This window comes from Nocardia sp. NPDC051030 (assembly GCF_040683015.1).
GTDB lineage: Bacteria > Actinomycetota > Actinomycetes > Mycobacteriales > Mycobacteriaceae > Nocardia.
In genome coordinates this window covers 434,128-451,745 of record NZ_JBFBCD010000002.1, presented here as the reverse complement: position 1 = coordinate 451,745, position 17,618 = coordinate 434,128, and the positions used below count along the sequence as shown (strand labels likewise).

Annotated in this window: 15 protein-coding genes; 7 read left to right on the top strand and 8 right to left on the bottom strand. The window is 67.5% G+C overall.

The features are described from left to right. Positions 1-34: 34 nt before the first annotated feature. The 3 genes from AB0N05_RS06595 to npt are packed head-to-tail and all read right to left on the bottom strand — an operon-like array spanning position 35 to position 2,579. Positions 35-925, bottom strand: a complete 891-nt coding sequence (locus tag AB0N05_RS06595; RefSeq protein WP_364688315.1) for a LysR family transcriptional regulator — start codon at positions 923-925, stop codon at positions 35-37. 44 nt (positions 926-969) lie between these two features. Then, entirely contained in the window at positions 970-1,905 is a 936-nt protein-coding gene (gene truB / locus AB0N05_RS06590) for a tRNA pseudouridine(55) synthase TruB (protein WP_364688313.1), read from the bottom strand. After that, positions 1,905-2,579, bottom strand: a complete 675-nt coding sequence (gene npt, locus AB0N05_RS06585) for a 4'-phosphopantetheinyl transferase Npt (protein WP_364689550.1) — start codon at positions 2,577-2,579, stop codon at positions 1,905-1,907. The genes truB and npt overlap by 1 nt, the downstream gene beginning before the upstream one ends. A gap of 309 nt (positions 2,580-2,888) precedes the next feature. Between npt and AB0N05_RS06580 the strand changes: the two genes are divergently transcribed. From AB0N05_RS06580 to AB0N05_RS06570, 3 genes are read left to right on the top strand one after another with little or no spacing between them, the layout of a single operon-like run. Then, on the top strand, positions 2,889-3,368 hold the full coding sequence (locus AB0N05_RS06580; RefSeq protein WP_364688311.1) for a (2Fe-2S)-binding protein: 480 nt from the start codon (positions 2,889-2,891) through the stop codon (positions 3,366-3,368). Next, positions 3,365-4,375 carry a xanthine dehydrogenase family protein subunit M gene (locus AB0N05_RS06575; protein WP_364688309.1) on the top strand — a complete coding sequence of 337 codons (1,011 nt, stop codon included), beginning with the start codon at positions 3,365-3,367 and terminating at the stop codon, positions 4,373-4,375. Before AB0N05_RS06580 ends, AB0N05_RS06575 begins: the two co-directional genes overlap by 4 nt. Continuing rightward, positions 4,372-6,618, top strand: coding sequence for a xanthine dehydrogenase family protein molybdopterin-binding subunit (locus tag AB0N05_RS06570; RefSeq protein ID WP_364688307.1), 2,247 nt, complete (start codon positions 4,372-4,374; stop codon positions 6,616-6,618). The genes AB0N05_RS06575 and AB0N05_RS06570 overlap by 4 nt, the downstream gene beginning before the upstream one ends. Before the next feature lie 3 nt (positions 6,619-6,621). Here the strand turns inward: AB0N05_RS06570 and AB0N05_RS06565 are convergent, their stop codons facing one another. The 4 genes from AB0N05_RS06565 to AB0N05_RS06550 form a co-directional block, all read right to left on the bottom strand. Further along, positions 6,622-7,698: an XdhC family protein gene (locus tag AB0N05_RS06565; protein ID WP_364688305.1), complete on the bottom strand. Its 1,077-nt coding sequence runs from the start codon at positions 7,696-7,698 to the stop codon at positions 6,622-6,624. An 88-nt stretch (positions 7,699-7,786) separates the two neighbouring features. After that, on the bottom strand, positions 7,787-8,743 hold the full coding sequence (locus AB0N05_RS06560) for a metallophosphoesterase (protein WP_364688303.1): 957 nt from the start codon (positions 8,741-8,743) through the stop codon (positions 7,787-7,789). Positions 8,744-8,985: 242 nt separating this feature from the next. Continuing rightward, the gene (locus AB0N05_RS06555; protein ID WP_364688301.1) at positions 8,986-11,298 is read right to left on the bottom strand and encodes an Ig-like domain repeat protein; all 2,313 of its coding nucleotides are present in this window, start codon (positions 11,296-11,298) and stop codon (positions 8,986-8,988) included. 21 nt (positions 11,299-11,319) lie between these two features. After that, on the bottom strand, positions 11,320-13,002 hold the full coding sequence (locus AB0N05_RS06550) for an Hsp70 family protein (RefSeq protein ID WP_364688299.1): 1,683 nt from the start codon (positions 13,000-13,002) through the stop codon (positions 11,320-11,322). A gap of 49 nt (positions 13,003-13,051) precedes the next feature. Here AB0N05_RS06550 and grpE point away from each other — a divergent pair, with 49 nt between their 5' ends. Next, positions 13,052-13,660, top strand: a complete 609-nt coding sequence (gene grpE / locus AB0N05_RS06545; RefSeq protein ID WP_364688297.1) for a nucleotide exchange factor GrpE — start codon at positions 13,052-13,054, stop codon at positions 13,658-13,660. A gap of 137 nt (positions 13,661-13,797) precedes the next feature. Here the strand turns inward: grpE and AB0N05_RS06540 are convergent, their stop codons facing one another. Then, entirely contained in the window at positions 13,798-14,136 is a 339-nt protein-coding gene (locus tag AB0N05_RS06540) for a cupin domain-containing protein (protein WP_364688295.1), read from the bottom strand. Between the two features lie 64 nt (positions 14,137-14,200). On the opposite strand from AB0N05_RS06540, the gene AB0N05_RS06535 reads away from it, so the two are divergent. The 3 genes from AB0N05_RS06535 (at position 14,201) to AB0N05_RS06525 (ending at position 17,606) form a co-directional block, all read left to right on the top strand. Continuing rightward, positions 14,201-15,622 (top strand): PLP-dependent aminotransferase family protein, encoded by a 1,422-nt coding sequence (locus AB0N05_RS06535; protein ID WP_364688293.1) that lies wholly within the window; start codon positions 14,201-14,203, stop codon positions 15,620-15,622. A 62-nt stretch (positions 15,623-15,684) separates the two neighbouring features. After that, positions 15,685-16,467 carry an SDR family oxidoreductase gene (locus AB0N05_RS06530; RefSeq protein ID WP_364688291.1) on the top strand — a complete coding sequence of 261 codons (783 nt, stop codon included), beginning with the start codon at positions 15,685-15,687 and terminating at the stop codon, positions 16,465-16,467. Next, positions 16,464-17,606, top strand: a complete 1,143-nt coding sequence (locus tag AB0N05_RS06525; RefSeq protein ID WP_364688289.1) for a Rieske 2Fe-2S domain-containing protein — start codon at positions 16,464-16,466, stop codon at positions 17,604-17,606. The genes AB0N05_RS06530 and AB0N05_RS06525 overlap by 4 nt, the downstream gene beginning before the upstream one ends. Positions 17,607-17,618 lie beyond the last annotated feature (12 nt).

Sequence of the window (17,618 nt, the reverse complement as noted above, 5' to 3'; positions counted from 1 at the left end):
CCTGTACTCATTAGATGGTCGCATGCGATGACCGCTACGGCGAGAGTCGAGAGCCACCCGCGAGCGCATCGGTGACACTGTGCAGCACCGGGTTTCGGGCCGCCGCCCGACAGGCCGCCACATAGGTGATGACCAGCGGGCGCGGCAGCAATGGCCGCCACACCAGACCCGGCATCTCGGCCGTGCGCGTAGACCCCAGTCCGACCGCGTCGGGCCGCAGCGGCAGCAGGGACAGCATCTGCGCATGGCTCATGGCGCTGTCGCTGAGCGCCACGGTGGCCCCGCGATCCCGCAGCTGCGCCAGCATCGAGTCATGCAGTTCCGGCGCGGAATCGCGGGCGAACAGAATGAGCTCCCGGCCACGCAGATGCGCCGCTTCGATGGCTTCCAGCCCCGCGAGATCGTTCTTGCGGGACATGACAATCCCGAGTTCCTCCTCGGCGACCGGAGTCAGCGAGAGATGGTCGGGTAGTCGCACCGGCATGCGCAAGACGGCCAGATCCACCTCCTCGCGATCGAGCAGCCGCACCTGATCGGCGCTCGGCCCACCCATCAGCACCACCCGTGCGCCCGGCTGCCGGGCCCGCAACATGCCCTCGATCCGCGCGGGCAGCCAGCTCGGTGCCCCATTCACCACCCCCAGCCGAAAGACAGCGGTCTCCGGCTGCGCGATCGCGCGCGTATCCCGCAACGCCGTATCCGCGGCCTCCAGCACCCCGCGAGCCGCCTTCAGCAGAACCTCACCGGCAGCGGTCAATTCGACGCCCTGATTCCCGCGAATCAACAGCGGCCCGCCGACCTCCCGCTCGACCGCCCGAATCTGCTGACTCAATGTCGGAGTCGAAATGAAGAGCCGCTCCGCCGCGCGCCGGAAGTGCAACTCCTCCGCCACCGCCACGAAGTACCGCAATTGCCGCAATTCCACTCTCGCACTCTAGGCGGCTTGCCTGAGAGTGCGGAGACGACCGGTCAGAGGTTGGAGGGGCGGACGACCATGACGGAGGCGGCGCGTTTGCCGCTTTCCTGGAGCAGCGCGATGGCGTGGCCGGCGGGGTCGATGGCCGCGTAGACGCCGAGCTGGCCGATCGGGTCGAGCCAGCGGCCATTGCGGAGGTTGTCGGCCTCGGCCTCGGTGATGTCGCGGGTCGGGAAGGCGGTGCGGGCGGCCTCGTCGATATCGAGGCTGAGCATGGGTTCACCGGCCTCGGCGGCTACCGCCAGCTGGTCCAGGGTGCGGGCATGCTCGAGAGTGAACGGGCCGACCCGGGTGCGGCGCAGCGCGGTGAGATGGCCGCCGACGCCGAGCTTTTCGCCGAGGTCGCGGGCCAGGGCGCGAATGTAGGTGCCGGAGGAGCATTCGACCTCGACATCCAGGTCGACGAATTGTGTTTCGCCGGTGTCGATATCGCGGCGGGCCAGCACGTCGAAGCGGCTCACGGTGACGGGGCGGGCCGCCAATTGCACGTCCTCACCGGCGCGGGCGCGGGCGTAGGCGCGTTCACCATTAACCTTGATGGCGCTGACAGTGGCCGGGACCTGCTGGATGTCGCCGGTCAATTCGGCTACCACAGCGGCGATTTCGGCATCGGTGACGTGTCCGGCGGGAGTGGTGGCGGTGGTCTCGCCCTCGGCGTCGTCGGTCACGGTGGATTGGCCGAGGCGGATGGTCGCCGTGTACGCCTTGCTGGTCAGGATGAGCTGGCCGAGCATCTTGGTGGCGCGTTCCACACCGAGCACCAGCACGCCGGTGGCCATCGGATCCAGGGTGCCCGCATGCCCGATCTTCTTGGTGCGCAGCAGCTTCCGCCCCTTGGCCACGACATCGTGACTGGTCCAGCCACCATCCTTGTCGACGATCAGCAGGCCGCCGAGCGCATCGACCAGCGGAGTCTTCTTCTCGCTCATCAGCCCTCCACGATCGCGGTCAGGATCAGTCCGTCGGTGATCACCCAGCGGCCGTCGAAGAACTTCAGCGGCGCGCCGCCGTCGGTGGTCTGGCCGGGGATGAGCAGTTCGGTGTGGAAGGTGCCGGAGCCACCGGCAGCGGACTCGTCCTCGACGGTGAAGGTGATGTGCGCGTCCTCGAAACCGAGCCAGCGGCCGGTCAGGGGCCGCCAGGTCTTGTAGGTGGCTTCCTTGGCGCAGAACAGCAATCGATCCAGATGCAGGCCGGTGCCGGGCAAGGCCGCCCGCAGCCAGGTGCGTTCCGCGGGCAGGCTCACCGAATCCAGCACGCCGTCGGGCAACTGCTGATGCGGTTCGGCGTCGATGCCGACGGAACGGAATCGCAGCTTGTGCGCCAGCACCGCCCCCTTGTACCCCTCGCAGTGCGTGAGGCTCCCGACGATGCCGCGCGGCCATATCGGTGAGCCGTCCTCGTTCTTGCCGATGGCCACGGCGGGCTCGCCGAGCTCGGCGAGGGCCTGCCGTGCGCAGTACCGTGCGCCGATGAAATCACGCCGCCGCTTCTCCACGGCCCGCTCGATCAGATGCGCCTCACCCGGATGCGGCTTCAGGTCCTCCGGGTACGCCACCAGTTCGGCCGCGGCCACCCCGCTGGGAAGAATCCTGCTGATCAAGCGCGCCGACTCCGTCGCCGCGACTGCCCGCTCCTCGATGACCGCCTCCTGCTCGCACCACACCACTTGCCGCATCGAGACTACCGGCCCGGCGTGATCGCGAATGCCCGCGCATGCGGGTCCGGCGTTCGCCACGCGCACTTCCTCGATGATTGCTAGGCTTTTGCTGGTTCATGGCCATGCGCAGTCCGGCAACCATCGCGATATCCCTGCGGATTCGTGAGGCGAGGAGGCGGGGTAATGACGATCGAGTCTTCGAGAAATCGGACCGGGATGTCACCGGCCGAGTTCATCGGGCCATGTCGCACGATGAGCACGCTTCGAATCAATGGGCACGACTATTACGCGGTGCTGGAAGCGCGCACCAGTCTGCTCGACGCACTGCGCGAGCATCTACAGCTCACCGGCACCAAGAAGGGCTGCGATCAGGGCGGCTGCGGGGCCTGCACGGTGTGGATCGACAACCGGCGAGTACTGGCCTGCCTGACCCTCGCACTCGCCGCCGAGGGCCGCGAGATCACCACCATCGAAGGGCTGGCCGACGGTGAGGTCCTGCACCCGGTGCAGCAGGCATTCATGGAGTCCGACGGCTTCCAGTGCGGCTATTGCACGCCGGGGCAGATCATGTCGGCCGTCAAATGCATCGAGGAGGGGCACGCCGAATCCGATGCCGATATCGCCGAATGGATGAGCGGCAATATCTGCCGGTGCGCGGCATATCAGAACATTCGGGATGCGGTGCGGGACGGCCGCGATGCCATGCGCCAGGCCGAGGGAGAATTGCCGTGAAGCCCATCGCCTATGCCCGGCCGACCAGCGTCGAACAGGCCGTCAGCACCGTAACCGCCAGGCCGCGAACGGTTTTCCTGGCGGGCGGGACCACGCTGGTGGACATGCTCCGGATCGGCTCCATGGAACCCGACAATATTGTCGACATCACCTGGCTGCCGCTGGGCGGCATCGAGCACACCGCCGGTGGCGGACTGCGGATCGGCGCGCTGGCCAAGATGAGCGAAGTGGCCGCCGAACCCGGTGTGCTGGAACGCTATCCGTTCCTGTCGGTGGCGCTGTGGAAGGGGGCGTCTGCGCAGATCCGGAATATGGCGACCATGGGCGGCAATCTCATGCAGAAGACGCGCTGCGCCTACTTCCGGGAGCCCGGAACCGCCTGCAACAAGCGCGATCCCGGCTCGGGCTGCGCGGCCATGGACGGAATCCACCGCGGGCACGCGATTCTCGGGACGAGTTCGAATTGCTTCGCCACCCATCCCTCGGATGTGGCGATCCCCCTGGTGGCCCTGGACGCGACGGTCACCGTGTGGGGGCCGCGCGGGGAGCGGACCATCGCCTTCGACGACTTCTTCCTGCTGCCGGGGAACACTCCGCACGTGGAACATCCCTTGGGCGAAGATGAGCTGATCACGCGAATCGATGTGCCGCCCTTGCCATTCGCCAAGAATTCGCACTACCTCAAGGTGCGTGACCGTGAGTCCTACGAGTTCGCCCTCACCTCCGCCGCCGTCGCCATGAATGTCGCCGACGGCACGGTCGTCGATGTGCGGATCGGGCTCGGTGGCGTGGCGACCAAGCCGTGGCGGGCTCGCACCGCCGAGTCCCTGCTGATCGGAAAGTCCGCCACCCCGGCCAATTTCGCGAAGGCGGCGGCCGCCGAACTGGAGGCCGTCGACTCCTCGCATTCCATGAACGTCTTCAAGGTCGAGCTCGCCCAGCGCACCATGGTGCGCGCACTGGAAGCGGTTCGGCCGCAGGTGAATCCACTGGGAGGCACGCGATGACCGCCACCGTCCCCCGCCCGCTGATCGGCCGGGGCTTCGATCGGGTCGACGGCCGCGCCAAGGTGACCGGCGCCGCGCACTACACGGCCGAGATTCCACTGCCCGGCGTGGCACACGCGGTCCTCGTCGGCGCGCAGATTGGCAGCGGCACAGTGCTTTCCATCGATACCGCGGCCGCCATGGCCGCCGGGGCCGTCGCCGTCTTCACCCACGAGAATCTCCCGAAGGTCGCGGCCATCCCGCCGCTCTTGCCGTCCGGAATGGGCGGAGCGGCACCCGGACAGACCTTCTTCCCCATGCAGGACAATACGATTCACTACTTCGGTCAGCCCATCGCGGTGGTGCTCGCCGACACCTTCGAGGTGGCCCAGTACGCGGCCGAACTCGTCACCGCCGACTACGAGCGGCGGGAGCCGCTGATCGACCTCGCGGACGGCCGCGACGACCAGTACCAGCCCGAACGGATCTTCTGCGATCTGGTCCCGTCCGCCCAATCGCGCGGGGATTTCGCCGCCGCCGCGAAACAGGCCGCGCACACCATCGACGCCACCTTCCATTTCGCCGCAAACCACCACAATCCGATCGAATGCTCGGCGACCGCCGCGGTCTGGGACGGCGACACCGTGACGGTGTACGACGCCACCCAGGGCGTCACGGCAACCCAGGCCACCGTGGCCGCCTACCTCGGCATCTCCCCCAGCAATGTGCGGGTGATCGCCCACTATGTCGGCGGTGGCTTCGGAGCCAAGGCCATGATCTGGCCGCACGTGACACTCGCGCCCATGCTCGCCCGGGAATTGGGCCGACCGGTCAAGGTGGTGCTCGACCGGGAGCAGATGTTCTATGGCACCGGGCTGCGCGAGGAACAGGAGCAGCACGTCACGCTGGTCGCCGACGACGCGGGCACGTTCACCGGCCTACGGCACCACAAGCTGTCCGTCACTTCGCCTTTCGACGATTGGGCCGAGCTGTCACTGGGCGTGGCTGGGCAGGCGTACGGCATTCCCAACTGGGACGCGCAGTACAAGCTGATCCGCGGCAACACCATGACGCCCACCTTCATGCGCGGGCCCGGCGAGGCCTCCGGCATGGTGGCGATGGAATGCGCCGTCGAAGCCATGGCCGACCAGCTGGGCATGGACCCGATGGCCCTGCGGCTGCACAATCACGCCGCCATCGACCCGGAGAGCGGGCATCCCTGGAGCTCCGACGGTTACGTGGACTGCGTGAACCTGGCCGCCGAACGCTTCGGCTGGTCGGCCGACGCGTATCGGGACGGTCCCCGCACCGACGGGAACTGGCTGATCGGCTGGGGCATGGGTACCGCGGGGTATCCGGTCTTCACGCCGGGGCAGCCGCAGCGCGCGCACGCCCGGCTGCTGGCGGACGGATCGCTGATCGTGCAAGCGGGCACCCAGGATTTCGGCACCGGTGTCGCGACCACCATGGCACAGGTCGCCGGAGACGCGCTGGGCATCGAATTCGACCGCATCCGAGTCGATATCGGCGATACCGACTACCCGAATATCGCCGCGGCGGTCGGCTCCATGGGCGCGGGCATGATCAGCGCCGCCGTCCACACCGCGTGCACGGATCTGCTGGCACAAGTGGTTTCGCTTGCCGTCGAGGATGCGGATTCGCCGCTGCGCGGGTGCGCCCCGAGCGATATCGAGTGTGACGCGGGCGCGCTCCGGGCGCGCACGAATCCCGCTCTCCGCGAGGACTATTCGACCCTGCTGCAACGCAATCACCTGAACGATATCGAGGCTATCGGCACCTGGCAGCCGCCCGCCCAGGATGAGCCCTACGGCCGCATCAGTTTCGGCGCGCTGTTCGCCGAGGTGGCCGTCGATCCGGAGCTCGGACTGGTGCGAGTGCGCCGGATGGTGGGCGCGTACGCGCCGGGCCGGGTGCTCAATGCCAAGCTGGCGCGCAGTCAGGTGCTGGGCGGCATGAATTGGGGACTGTCACAGGCGCTCATGGAGGCCACGCTGCCCGATCCCCGCGACGGCAGCTGGGCGAATCCCTCACTGCTGGAATACCTTTTGCCGGTCAATGCCGACGCACCCGAGGTCGACATCTCCTTCGTGGAGGTCGAGGATCGGGTGGTCAATCCACTCGGGGTCAAGGGCCTCGGCGAACTCGGCATGGTCGGTGCGGCGGCGGCCATCCTCAATGCCGTCTCGCACGCCACCGGCAAACGCATTCGTGAGATTCCGGTGCGCATCGAACACCTGATCTGAGCATCAGTGGTGAATCGGGCCGTTCGTCTCGGCGAGCGGGCGGCCCGACGCACCCCCGGCCTCGGCAATGATCTGCGCGGCAATGGCCACCGCGGTCTCATCGGGCGTAGAGGCATTGAGATCGAGCCCGATCGGGCTGCGTAGCCGCCGTAGATGCTCGGGGCCGATACCGGCCGCGATCAGGCGTTCCATCCGATCGGTATGAGTACGCCGGGAGCCGAGCGCGCCGACGAATCCGATGTCCTCGATCCCCAGCGCCTCGGCCAGCATCGGCACATCGAACTTGGTGTCGTGGGTGAGCACGCACACGACGGTCCGGCCGTCGATGCGCCCGCTCTCGAATTCGGCACGCAGATACCGGTGCGGCCAATCCACCACCACCTCGTGCGCGGCCGGGAATCGCGCTGCGGTGGTGAAGGTTTCGCGCGCGTCGACCACGGTGACGCGATAGCCGAGCTGTGCGCCGAGTCGGCTGAGCGCGCGCACGAAATCATTGGCTCCGGCCAGGATCATGCGGGCGGGCGGTCCGAAACTCTGGACGAAGGCGCGCCGCGGCAGCACCGGCTCGCATTCGTCGGAGCCGACCGTGCCGGTGCGCCCGGCCCATGCCAGATGCAGTGCGTCGCGGCTGATCTCGGCGGCCACCGAGCTGTCGGCACTCCGGGATCGGACGAGTTGCCACGCGGGTGCGCCGGTCAGCGTGGTCACCAGGGCGACCGAGCGACCGTCGTCGATATCGTGGGACAGGGTCTCGAGGTCCGCGCACCGTCCCCGATCGACGGCCTCGATGAAGACTTCCATCTCACCGCCGCAGGTCAGTCCGATGGCGAACCCATCCGGATCGGCGATCCCATAGCGCTCGAGCACCGCGTGCCCGGTCGCCAGCACCGTGCCCGCCGATTCCACTACGGCCGCCTCGACGCAGCCGCCGGACAGCGATCCGATGACTTCGCCCGACCCGGTGACCAGCATGGCCGCTCCGACCGATCGGGGTCCGGCCCCGGTCACCGCCACCACGCGAGCCAATGCGACCGGGCCCTCCCGGACCCGATCGATCAACTGGGGCAGCACATCACGCACCCTGCCATCATCACAGTTCAGCGCCCGATATGCACGTTTCGCACGAAGTTGGCTACATCAGGGCAACTGCAGTCGTCCGGCCCGGCGATCAGGCCAATCCGCGCCGCTTCTGCGCCTGCTCACGCATCTGCATGGCCGCCTCCGCCATCTCCGGAGTGACCTTGAAATGGCCGCCCCACTCATTGAGCGTGTCCCCGTAATCCGGCACCGGCAGGATCTGGCGCAGCAGCTTGTCCGGCAGCCCGCGACGCTGCCACTCACGCGGATAACCCAGCGACACCTCTTCGAAGCGGACGCCGTCATACCAGGTCGTGCGGGGAATATGCAGGTGCCCGTAGACCATGCACACCACGTTGTAACTGGTGTGCCAGTCGGCGGTCAGCTCGGTGCCGCACCACAGGGAGAACTCCGGGTACCACATCATGTCGACCGGCTTGCGCAGCAGTGGGAAGTGATTGATCAGCACCACCGGGGTCTCGGCGGGCAGATCGTCGAGGCGGCGCTGGGTGTACTGCACGCGGGCGTGACACCAGGCATCGCGGGTGAGATACGGCTCGGAGGAGAGCAGGAATTCATCCGTGGCAACAATATTGCGATCCCTGGCAATGGTCAGCCCCTGCGCCTTGGTGGTGGCCCCTTCGGGCAGCCACGAATAGTCGTAGAGCATGAACATCGGCACCAAGGTGACCGCGCCGCCGTACTCCTCGGCACCCGCGCCTGTCCACACCGGGAACGGATCCTCGGGCGTGACCACATCCACGTCCCGGCACAGCGAGACCAGGTAGTCGTAACGGCCCGCACCGTGCATCTGCACGGGATCCTTTGCCGTGGTCCACAATTCGTGATTACCGGGCACCCAGATGACCTTCGCGAACTTGCTGCGCAGCGTCTCCAGGGCCCACCGGATATCGTCGGTCTTCTCCCCGACGTCACCGGCGAGGATCAGCCAATCCTCGGGTGAATCCGGCCGAATCGCCTCGACCACCGGTTTATTACCCTGATGCCCGACATGGATGTCGCTCACCGCCATCAGTTTCGGAAGCACCCAGTTCCGCCTCTCTGCTCAAGACCAGTTCCCGCAACAACGCCGTGTCATGCGAACCGCACCGTCATGTGAACTGCACCGGCCGCACACAGATTCCCATGCGGCATCGGACCCCTCGCGGGCAGGGAGTTACTACAGCCGTCAGCCCACCCAGCGATGAGTATCGGGGGCGAACCCTGCGGCCACGGCCAAGGTCCGCCGCTTAACAGGGCGCGACCGGGAGACGACAATCGCGCGGGAGGTCAGCCCACCCAGCGAATGCGGGCATCGGGGGCGAAGCCCGCGGCCACGGCCAGCGTTCCGGTGGCATCCCGCTTACAGGATGCGACCGCGAGATGACATGGGCGCGGCAGGTCCGCCGGAATCCGCGCGCCGCCGTCGATCTGATAGCGACTATTGGTGACCTTCCATTTGCGGGCCTGCGGATCATCCGGCTCGGTGGGCGGGGCATCGGCGCGGGCGACCAGCATCACCTCGGTGATGCCGGTGGGCCATTCGAAGGTCAGCAGGCCATCGCGGACGGTCAGGCGGGTGACGGTCGGCATGCCGCTGAGGTTCGGAGCGCCGGGCGCGGCGGGCGGAGCCACCTCCGCGCGCGAATCCCCATCGGAGCGGCGCACTTCCGAATTGCGGCCCGAGACCGAGGCCACCACGCCGTAGACGGGCACCGGCCCGGTGACCGTTCCCCCATCCTCGAGCGCGGTGCCGCGAGTGCGGCCGACCACGCGCCAGGAGCCGTCCGTCAGTAAACGGGTGACGCGGTACTCCACCTGCTCGGTGGCCGACGGCGTCCAGGTGATGACCACGGTGCCATCGGGTTTGCGGCTCGCCGTCACCTGTCCCGGAGCCGTGACCGGGAGTTCGGCCAGCGCCGCAATGGCACCGGCATGATCGGTGCACGCTTCGAGAACCGCCAGCAGAGCGCGCATGCGAGCCGCCGGTGGCGTGGCCGGGGCCGCCGCGAACTGCCGATCCGCGTCCGCGAGCGCCCCACGCGCCTGGGTGAGCAACTGTTCCAGCTCCGGACCGCTCCCGGCAGGGTTGGGCACATCGGAGGCCTTGCGCTGCAAGAACTCCAGATGTTCCAGCACCTCCATGAAGCGACGTCCGGCAATGCCGGAGGTGGCACCGCGCCAATGCGCGGCGGCCTCCGCGAGGATCCGATCCACCTCTTCGGCCATCGGCCGCACCGAGGTCATGCCGAGGCTGTCGCCCCCAACATTCCGGCGCGCCAAATCCACATGCCGTGCGGCCTCGCGAGGATGCCCGGCGCGCAAGGCAGCACGCGCCGCCCGCAGCGGCGCTTCCCAGGGCCTGGACTGCGGCCTGCTCCGATCGATCGTGCCGCCCGCGGTCGAACCGCCGCGCGAGGTGGAACCCGCGCCCGAGTCATTGTCACCACCGTAAGCACCGGCCCGCTGACCGCCTGCGGTCGAACCAGCGCCGCCCTGTGCCGGGCCCGATGTCCGACCGGTGGTGTCCGAGCCTGCGCGTGAACCCACTCCACCGGGACCATCCGTGCGCGTGGACGCACCTGAATTCCGTTGCGCCGAGCCGGAACCCGCGAGGTGCTCGCGCCCCTCCACGGTGGTGCCGAGCTCGTCGGTGAGGCCGATGAGCACCCGTTCGGCGGTGGCACGATCGAGTCCTGCCGCCATGCCCTCACCGAGGAGATAGTCGAAATCCGCTGCGACGAGGTGATCTTCGACCAGTACCGCGGCGGCCACTTGGGGGCGCAGCATCTCGGTCACGTCGTCGGTGACGGCCCGCAGGTAGTCGTCGACCGCGCTGCCACCGGCTTCCAGCAGATCGCTGATGTGCACCAGCAGCTCGTCCAGCACCACCCGCGTGCGCCCGGGCGGCAGTTCACGAGCGCGGGCCCGCAAGGCTTCCGCGCGTAAACGGATCTCGCTGGTCTCGCGGGCCTTGCTGAAATCCAGCCGCAGCAGTGCGAGCAGGGTCGGCACGGGATCGCCGGGTTGCAAGCGCTCGAATTCGGCGAGCAGCTTCCGAATCTGCTGCCGCCGTTGGGTACTCACACCCGCGGCGGCGGGCACCGGGGCGGCCTGCACCTCGTCGATGATCCGATGCCGCCGCACGCGCGCCGCGATTTCGGAGGCGGACAGCCCGCTCATCTTGCCGATGTCCTCCAGCCCGGGAACCTTCCCGGCCGGGATTCCGCCGTGCCGCTCGACGAGGCGGTCGATGGCGGTGTCGATCATCTCGTAGCGCTCGGCATCGCGGCGGGCGCGAATCTGCGTGACCCGCTCGGCTTCCACACGCCGCGAGGAGGCCGTGCGCAGCGGTGCGGACAGCTCATCGTGCTCGTCCACCAGCAGCCCGACCAGCACCCGATACTTCGGATGGTCCCGCTGCTTCTGCCAGAAACCCCAGACCTCCTCGACGCGCGCCGCGATCTCGGCATCGCTCAGCCGGGCGGCTTCCTCGAGCGGAATGTCATAGAGCTCGAACACATCCGAGTGCTCGATGCCGCCGCGGCGTTCCACGGCGGCGAGCACTCGCTTGCGATAGTCATTGGGGTCGAAGGCGCGCATGGGAATTCAGACGGTAGTCGCTCAGGCGGTTCGACGCCTAGTGCGCTGCAACTGATCCAGCTCGCGCGCCACATCCGCCTGCGACAGGGTCGCGCCGGTCTGCACCGACAGGGCCAGCGGCATGCGGGCGTCCACGTGGAAGCAGGTCACGTGCAGCACCCCGTCGAAGCCCATCTCGAAGGTCACCTGCACTTCACTGCCGGCCGGATATCCGGGCGGAATATCCCGAATTCGTCCCTCCATCAAGACTTTCGAATCCTCGGGACGAGTGGAGGCCGCCTGCCCCTGCTGTTCGACAATGGTCAGCTCGATCTGATCCTGATCGGCGCGCACGGTGCCGTAGGACTTGCGCACCTTGATCGGCAGGGTCTGGTTGCGATGCACCAGCCAGCTCGCGGACAGGCCATTGAACGGGTCCAGGGCGAGCACGCCGAAGCCACGCGACACCACGGTGTCGACCTGGATCTCCAGCATGCGGCGCACCAGGCTCACCGGCTGACCGAACGAGGCCGCCACCCGGGCGAGGGACTGCTCCAGCTCGCGCGGATCGGCGTCGCGCAGTTCCGCGCCGTCACGTAGTCGGCCGCGGGTCACCAGATCCGCGAGAACGAGCCGCTCCATTTCGAGCTTCTCGCCGTACAGGGCCGCGCCGCGCGCCACCGAGAGATCCGGATCGCGCAGTTCACCGAAGAGCCCAAGTTCCTTCTGTAGCTGTTCGGCCACCATCGGCATGCGCGAGGATCCACCGACCAGCAGTAGCCGGTCCACATGCTGGATGCCGCGCTGCCCGGCGGCGGTCACCACGGCCTTGGTCAGATCGATGGTGCGGCGCATGAGCGAGGCCGTCATGGCCTCCATCTCGGTGCGGGTCAGCGTGATGACGGCGCGTGCGCCATCGTGCGCGACAACCACTTCGGTGCTGTCGGCGGTGGTGAGCTCCATTTTGGCGCGCTCGGCGGCCAGCACCAGCATCTGCGATCCGGCCGAATCGTCCAGGGGATCCTCGGCATCCGGATTGGCGGCGCAGAACTGCTGGGAGAGATGCAGTGCGATGCGCTCATCCCAATCGGCTCCGCCGAGCTGATGGTCGCCCTCGACCGCCAGCACCGAAATGCGCCGATCGGCCAGCTCGATCACCGTGGCATCGAAGGTGCCGCCGCCGAGGTCGTAGACGAGCACGGTCTCCCGCGCCCCGCCCTTCCCGATTTCGACGCTGCCGTCCAGGCGTCCGAACCCGTAGCTCAGGGCCGCGGCGATCGGCTCGGACAGCACGCCCGCCACATCGAATCCCGCATAGGTGCCGGACTGAATCGTGGCCCGGCGTTCCTCATCACCGAAATACGCGGGCACGGTGATGACCACGCGCTGCACGGTCTCACCCCCGCCGAACTCCGCATCGGCCGCGAGACTCTTGAGGATCAGCGAGGACACCGCCGGCGCCGACCACATCTGGCCGTGCGCGGCGAACCGCCACTCCGCATCACCCATGCGCCGCTTCACCAGGGAGCACACATGCTCCGGATCCAGCCGCGACTGCCGCCGCGCACCCTCGCCGACCACATGGTCGTGCGCGGACGCGAACAACACCACCGACGGGACCGTCGGCTCACCATTCATACCGATCAGGACTTCGGGACGGCCGTCCGCGTCGATGCGCGCAATGGCCGAATTCGTTGTGCCCAGGTCAATTCCAAAGACCCCCATGGCGGCGATCGTAGCAGCCTGCACCGACCGCCGGGGCTATGGTTCGAGCATGACCGAACCAGCCGCAGCGACCGGCGATTCCGGCACCGCAGCCGAGCCCGGCATCGATGCCCCGCCCGCGCCGGACACCGAACCGGACACCGCGCAGCTCGCCGACCGGATCACCGAACGCCTCGACGATCTCACCCGAGTCATCGCCCGCCAGGCCGCCACCATCGACCGCCTCGCCGACGATGCCAAGGCCCGTGCACAACGCGAACGCGCGGGCGCGGACGTGCCCTTGGTGGTCGAACTGTTCTCCCTCTACGGCGAGGCCCGAGCATTCGCGTCGACGGCCCAGTCCGAGGCCGAGCAGACCGCATTCGACACCTTCGCCAACCGAGTGGAGCGCCTGCTCACCGGCCGCGGCGGCCAGGTGGTCGAACCGAAGCCCGACACCGTATTCGACGCCCTGACAATGGAAGCCGCCGACACGATCACCGCCGACGCTCCAGACCTGGATCGCACCGTCGATTCCATCGTCACGCCGGGCCTCCTCATCGCCGATCGCTCGGTACGCCCGGCGCGAGTCGTCGTCCGCCGGTACAAGGCAGCCCCCGCGGAAGCGGCTCCGGTGCAGGAGGACGACGCCGCCACGCGACAGCACCCGCCTCAATAGATCTGAGCGCGGGCAGAACTCCCGGCCGCCATCCCTGCACGCCCAGGGCCGGGATCTCCGATAGCGGCGCGGATTCCGGCGACGGCCACGCCGGAATCACGCGGGGGAGAACTCCGGCCGGACGCTCTGCTGCCGGATCAGTTCCCGTATTGCTTCGTCTCCGGGCGCTCGATCAGCAGCACATGCGCGGGCTCGTCGGCGACCGGCCGATGCTCGACTCCCCTGGGAACGACGAACATCTCACCGGCCGTGAGGACGACCGGCGACCGGCCCTCGAGCTCGATCCGGAAAGTGCCGTCCCAGCACAGGAACAGCTCGTCCTCATCGTGGTGATGCCACGGGAATTCGCCCAGCAGCTGGGCGACCCGCACCACGGTGTCATTGACGACCGTCAGATCCTGCGGCTGAAAGGGGCCCGACAGTGCGGCAATCGCGTCGGTGATGGAAACGGTTGGGGTGGCTGTCTTTTCGGTCATACCGGCAATCCTTCGCGTCGCCGACTCGCGGGGACAGAGCCAATCCGGCAGAATTGGTTTGGTCATGGAGCCAATTGATGTACCGGAACGGTTGGGCCGATGGTCCTCGGGCCGGGGACCGCTGTATGTATTACTGGCCGCCCGCTTACGCCAGCTGATCGACGATGGTGAGCTGCCGCCGGGCACACCGCTGCCTCCGGATCGGGTGTTCGCCGCCAATCTCGCGGTCGGCCGCAGCACGGTGGTCGCCGCCTACGATCTATTGGAGTCCGAGGGGCGGATCGTGCGCCGCCGGGGCAGCGGCACTCGCGTCGCCGGAGCACCGGCCTCGACTCCCGATACGACCAGCGCGCCGATGTTCCTGCACCTGCTGGAACCGCAGCCCGATGTGATCTCACTGGCCTGCGCCGCACCGGAGTGCCCGCCGACCGAGGTCACCGACGCGTACGCCGCGATCCTGCCCGTGCTGGCTTCCATGACGGCCGATATCGGGTACCACCCCGCCGGAATCCCGCAGCTGCGCGAAGCCATCGCCGACCGCTACACCCGGTTCGGAGCGCCGACGCACGCGGATCAGATCCTCGTCACCAATGGCGGGCAGCAGGCCCTCTCGCTACTCGCCCGCGCTCTGCTCCGCCCCGGCGATCACGTGCTGGTCGAAACCCCCACCTACCCAGGCGCATTGGAGGCGTTCCACGAAGCCTCGGCGGTGCTCCACCCGATGCCCTTCGGCCTGCCCGGACTCGCGGCGGTCGCTCGCGCGCATCATCCGAAGCTCGCCTACCTGACACCGACCTTCCACAACCCCACCGGCGCAATACTTCCCACCTTGCTCCGGCGCGGAATCGCGGAATCGGCCGAGGCAGCGGGCATTCCGCTTATCGCCGACGAAGTCGTGGCCGATCTCGGCTTCCCGGGCGAGCAGCTTCCCCGCCCCTTCGCCGCCGATGCGGACAGCGTCATCTCGGTCAGCTCACTGAGCAAGAACATCTGGGGCGGCCTGCGCATCGGCTGGGTCCGTGCGACCCCCGCACTCATCGCCCGCCTGACCCGCCTGCGCGCGGTCCACGACCTCGGCGGCAATATCCCCGCTCAACTGGCCGCCGCCGAACTGGTCCCGCAGATCGAATCGATCTGCGAAGCCCGTGCGGGACAGCGGAAGTCATGCCACGACCAGGTGATCGCGGCCCTGGCCCGCGATCTACCCGACTGGGTCGTGCCACCCGTGCCCGGCGGCCAAACGCTGTGGGTGCGCCTCCCGTACGGCGACGGCGGCTCCTTCGCGCAGACGGCGCTGCGCCACGGCGTCGCGATCCTGGCGGGCAGCGGGCTCGACGCCTCGGGCGGCAGCGAGGAGTACATCCGCATCCACTTTCGCCATCCACCGGATGTCTTGGCGCAGGCCGTGGAACGACTCTCGGCCGCATGGCGCGCCTATCACCCACCCGTGCGATCCACCGCCACACCGCCGCCTCTCGCCATGTGAGCCCAGAGTCCGGGTAATCCCCAAACCTTGTCGATTTAAGCGTTAACGCTTAATCTCGGCCCATGAGCTCCTCCACCGCGATCGTCACGGGCGCTGCCTCCGGAATCGGGCATGCCCTCGTGACGCGGCTACTCCAGCGCGGAGACCGGGTGTACGCGATCGACCGAGACGCGGAGCGGCTCAATGGCATGGCCTCGCCCGGGCCGGGCACGCTCACGACGGTGGTCGCCGATGTATCCGACCGCGATGCCATGGCGAAGGTCGTTGATCGGGCGGTCGCCGAGACCGGGCAGCTCGACCTCATGTTCAACAATGCGGGCATCGTGGTCGGCGGCGAATTCGCGGAGATGACCGATGCGGCGTGGCAGAAGATTGTCGACGTCAATTTCTGGGGTGTCGTGCACGGCAGCCACGTGGCCTACGCGCGCATGCTCGAGCAGGGCTCTGGACACATAGTGAATACCGCCAGCAGCGCGGGCGTCATGCCCGTCGCGCGGTCGACGGCGTACGCGGCCACCAAGCACGCCGTGGTCGGCCTGAGCACCTCATTGCGCATCGAGGCGGCCGAGCGCGGGATTCGAGTGAGCGTCGTGCTGCCCGGGGTCGTCGATACCGGAATCTTCGACAGCGCGGTCAATCTCGACGGTTACGACTATCGCCGCACGATCGACAAGCTGCCCTTCGCAAAGGTGAAGCCCCTCGACGCGGCCGACGCCATCCTGCACGGCGTCTCGAAGAACAAGCAGTACATCGCTTTTCCGGCCTACAACCGGATTCTGATCGGCCTGAACCGGCTCATGCCCGATGTGATGGCGCCGATAATCAATCGCGGAGGACGCAAATGACCACGCATGCCACACACCAGATCCGGACCATCGATGTCGGAGAACCGATCACCCGCTTCGCGCGCGGCTGGCACTGCCTAGGCCTGGCCGACACATTCCGGGACGGAAACCCGCACTCCGTACAGGCTTTCGGCACCAAGCTGGTGATCTGGTCCGACAGCAAGGGCGAGATACACGCCCTCGACGGCTACTGCCGACATATGGGCGCGGACCTCAGCTACGGCAGCGTCAAGGACGACAATATCGCCTGCCCCTTCCACGATTGGCGCTGGCGCGCTGACGGCAAATGCGCCGGAATCCCTTATGCCAAGCGGGTTCCGCCGCTGGCCCGCACCCGCGCCTGGATCACCTGCGAGGAGAACGGCCAGTTCTTCGTCTGGAACGATCCCGAGGGCAATCCCCCGCCGCCCGAGGTCGCCATCCCGCATATCGAGGGCATCGAAACCGACGAGTGGAGCGACTGGAGCTGGAACTCCCTGCTCATCGAGGGCGCGCATTGCCGCGAAATCATCGACAACAACGTCGATATGGCGCACTTCTTCTACATTCACTTCGCGTATCCGGTGTTCTTCAAGAACGTCTTCGAGGGCCACGTCGCCACCCAATTCCTGCATTCCAAGGGCCGTCCGGACGTGCACTCGAAGTCCAATTACTCGACCGAAATGCAACTATTGCGTTCGGAGGCAAGCTATTTCGGCCCCTCCTATATGATCAACTACCTGCACAATGACTTCGGCGACAACACGGTCGAGGTGGTCCTGATCAACTGCCACTACCCCGTGAGCCCGAACTCCTTCGTCCTGCAGTGGGGCGTCAGCGTCCAGCGCATCCCCGGCCTTCCGCCCGAGAAGTCCGCCAAGCTGGCCACATCCTTCGGCAAGAGCTTCGGCGTCGGCTTCCTGCAGGATGTCGAGATCTGGAAGCACAAGACCCGCATCGACAACCCCCTCCTCACTCAGGAGGACGGTCCCGTCTACCAGCACCGCCGCTGGTACGAACAGTTCTACGTGGATGTGGCCGATATCAAGCCGGATATGACCGCCCGCTTCGAATTCGAGGTCGACACCACCCACGCCAATGAGAATTGGCAGGCCGAGGTGGCCGCCAACCTCGAAAAGCAAGCGGCCGAGCAGGATTAGCGTCGACCGGGC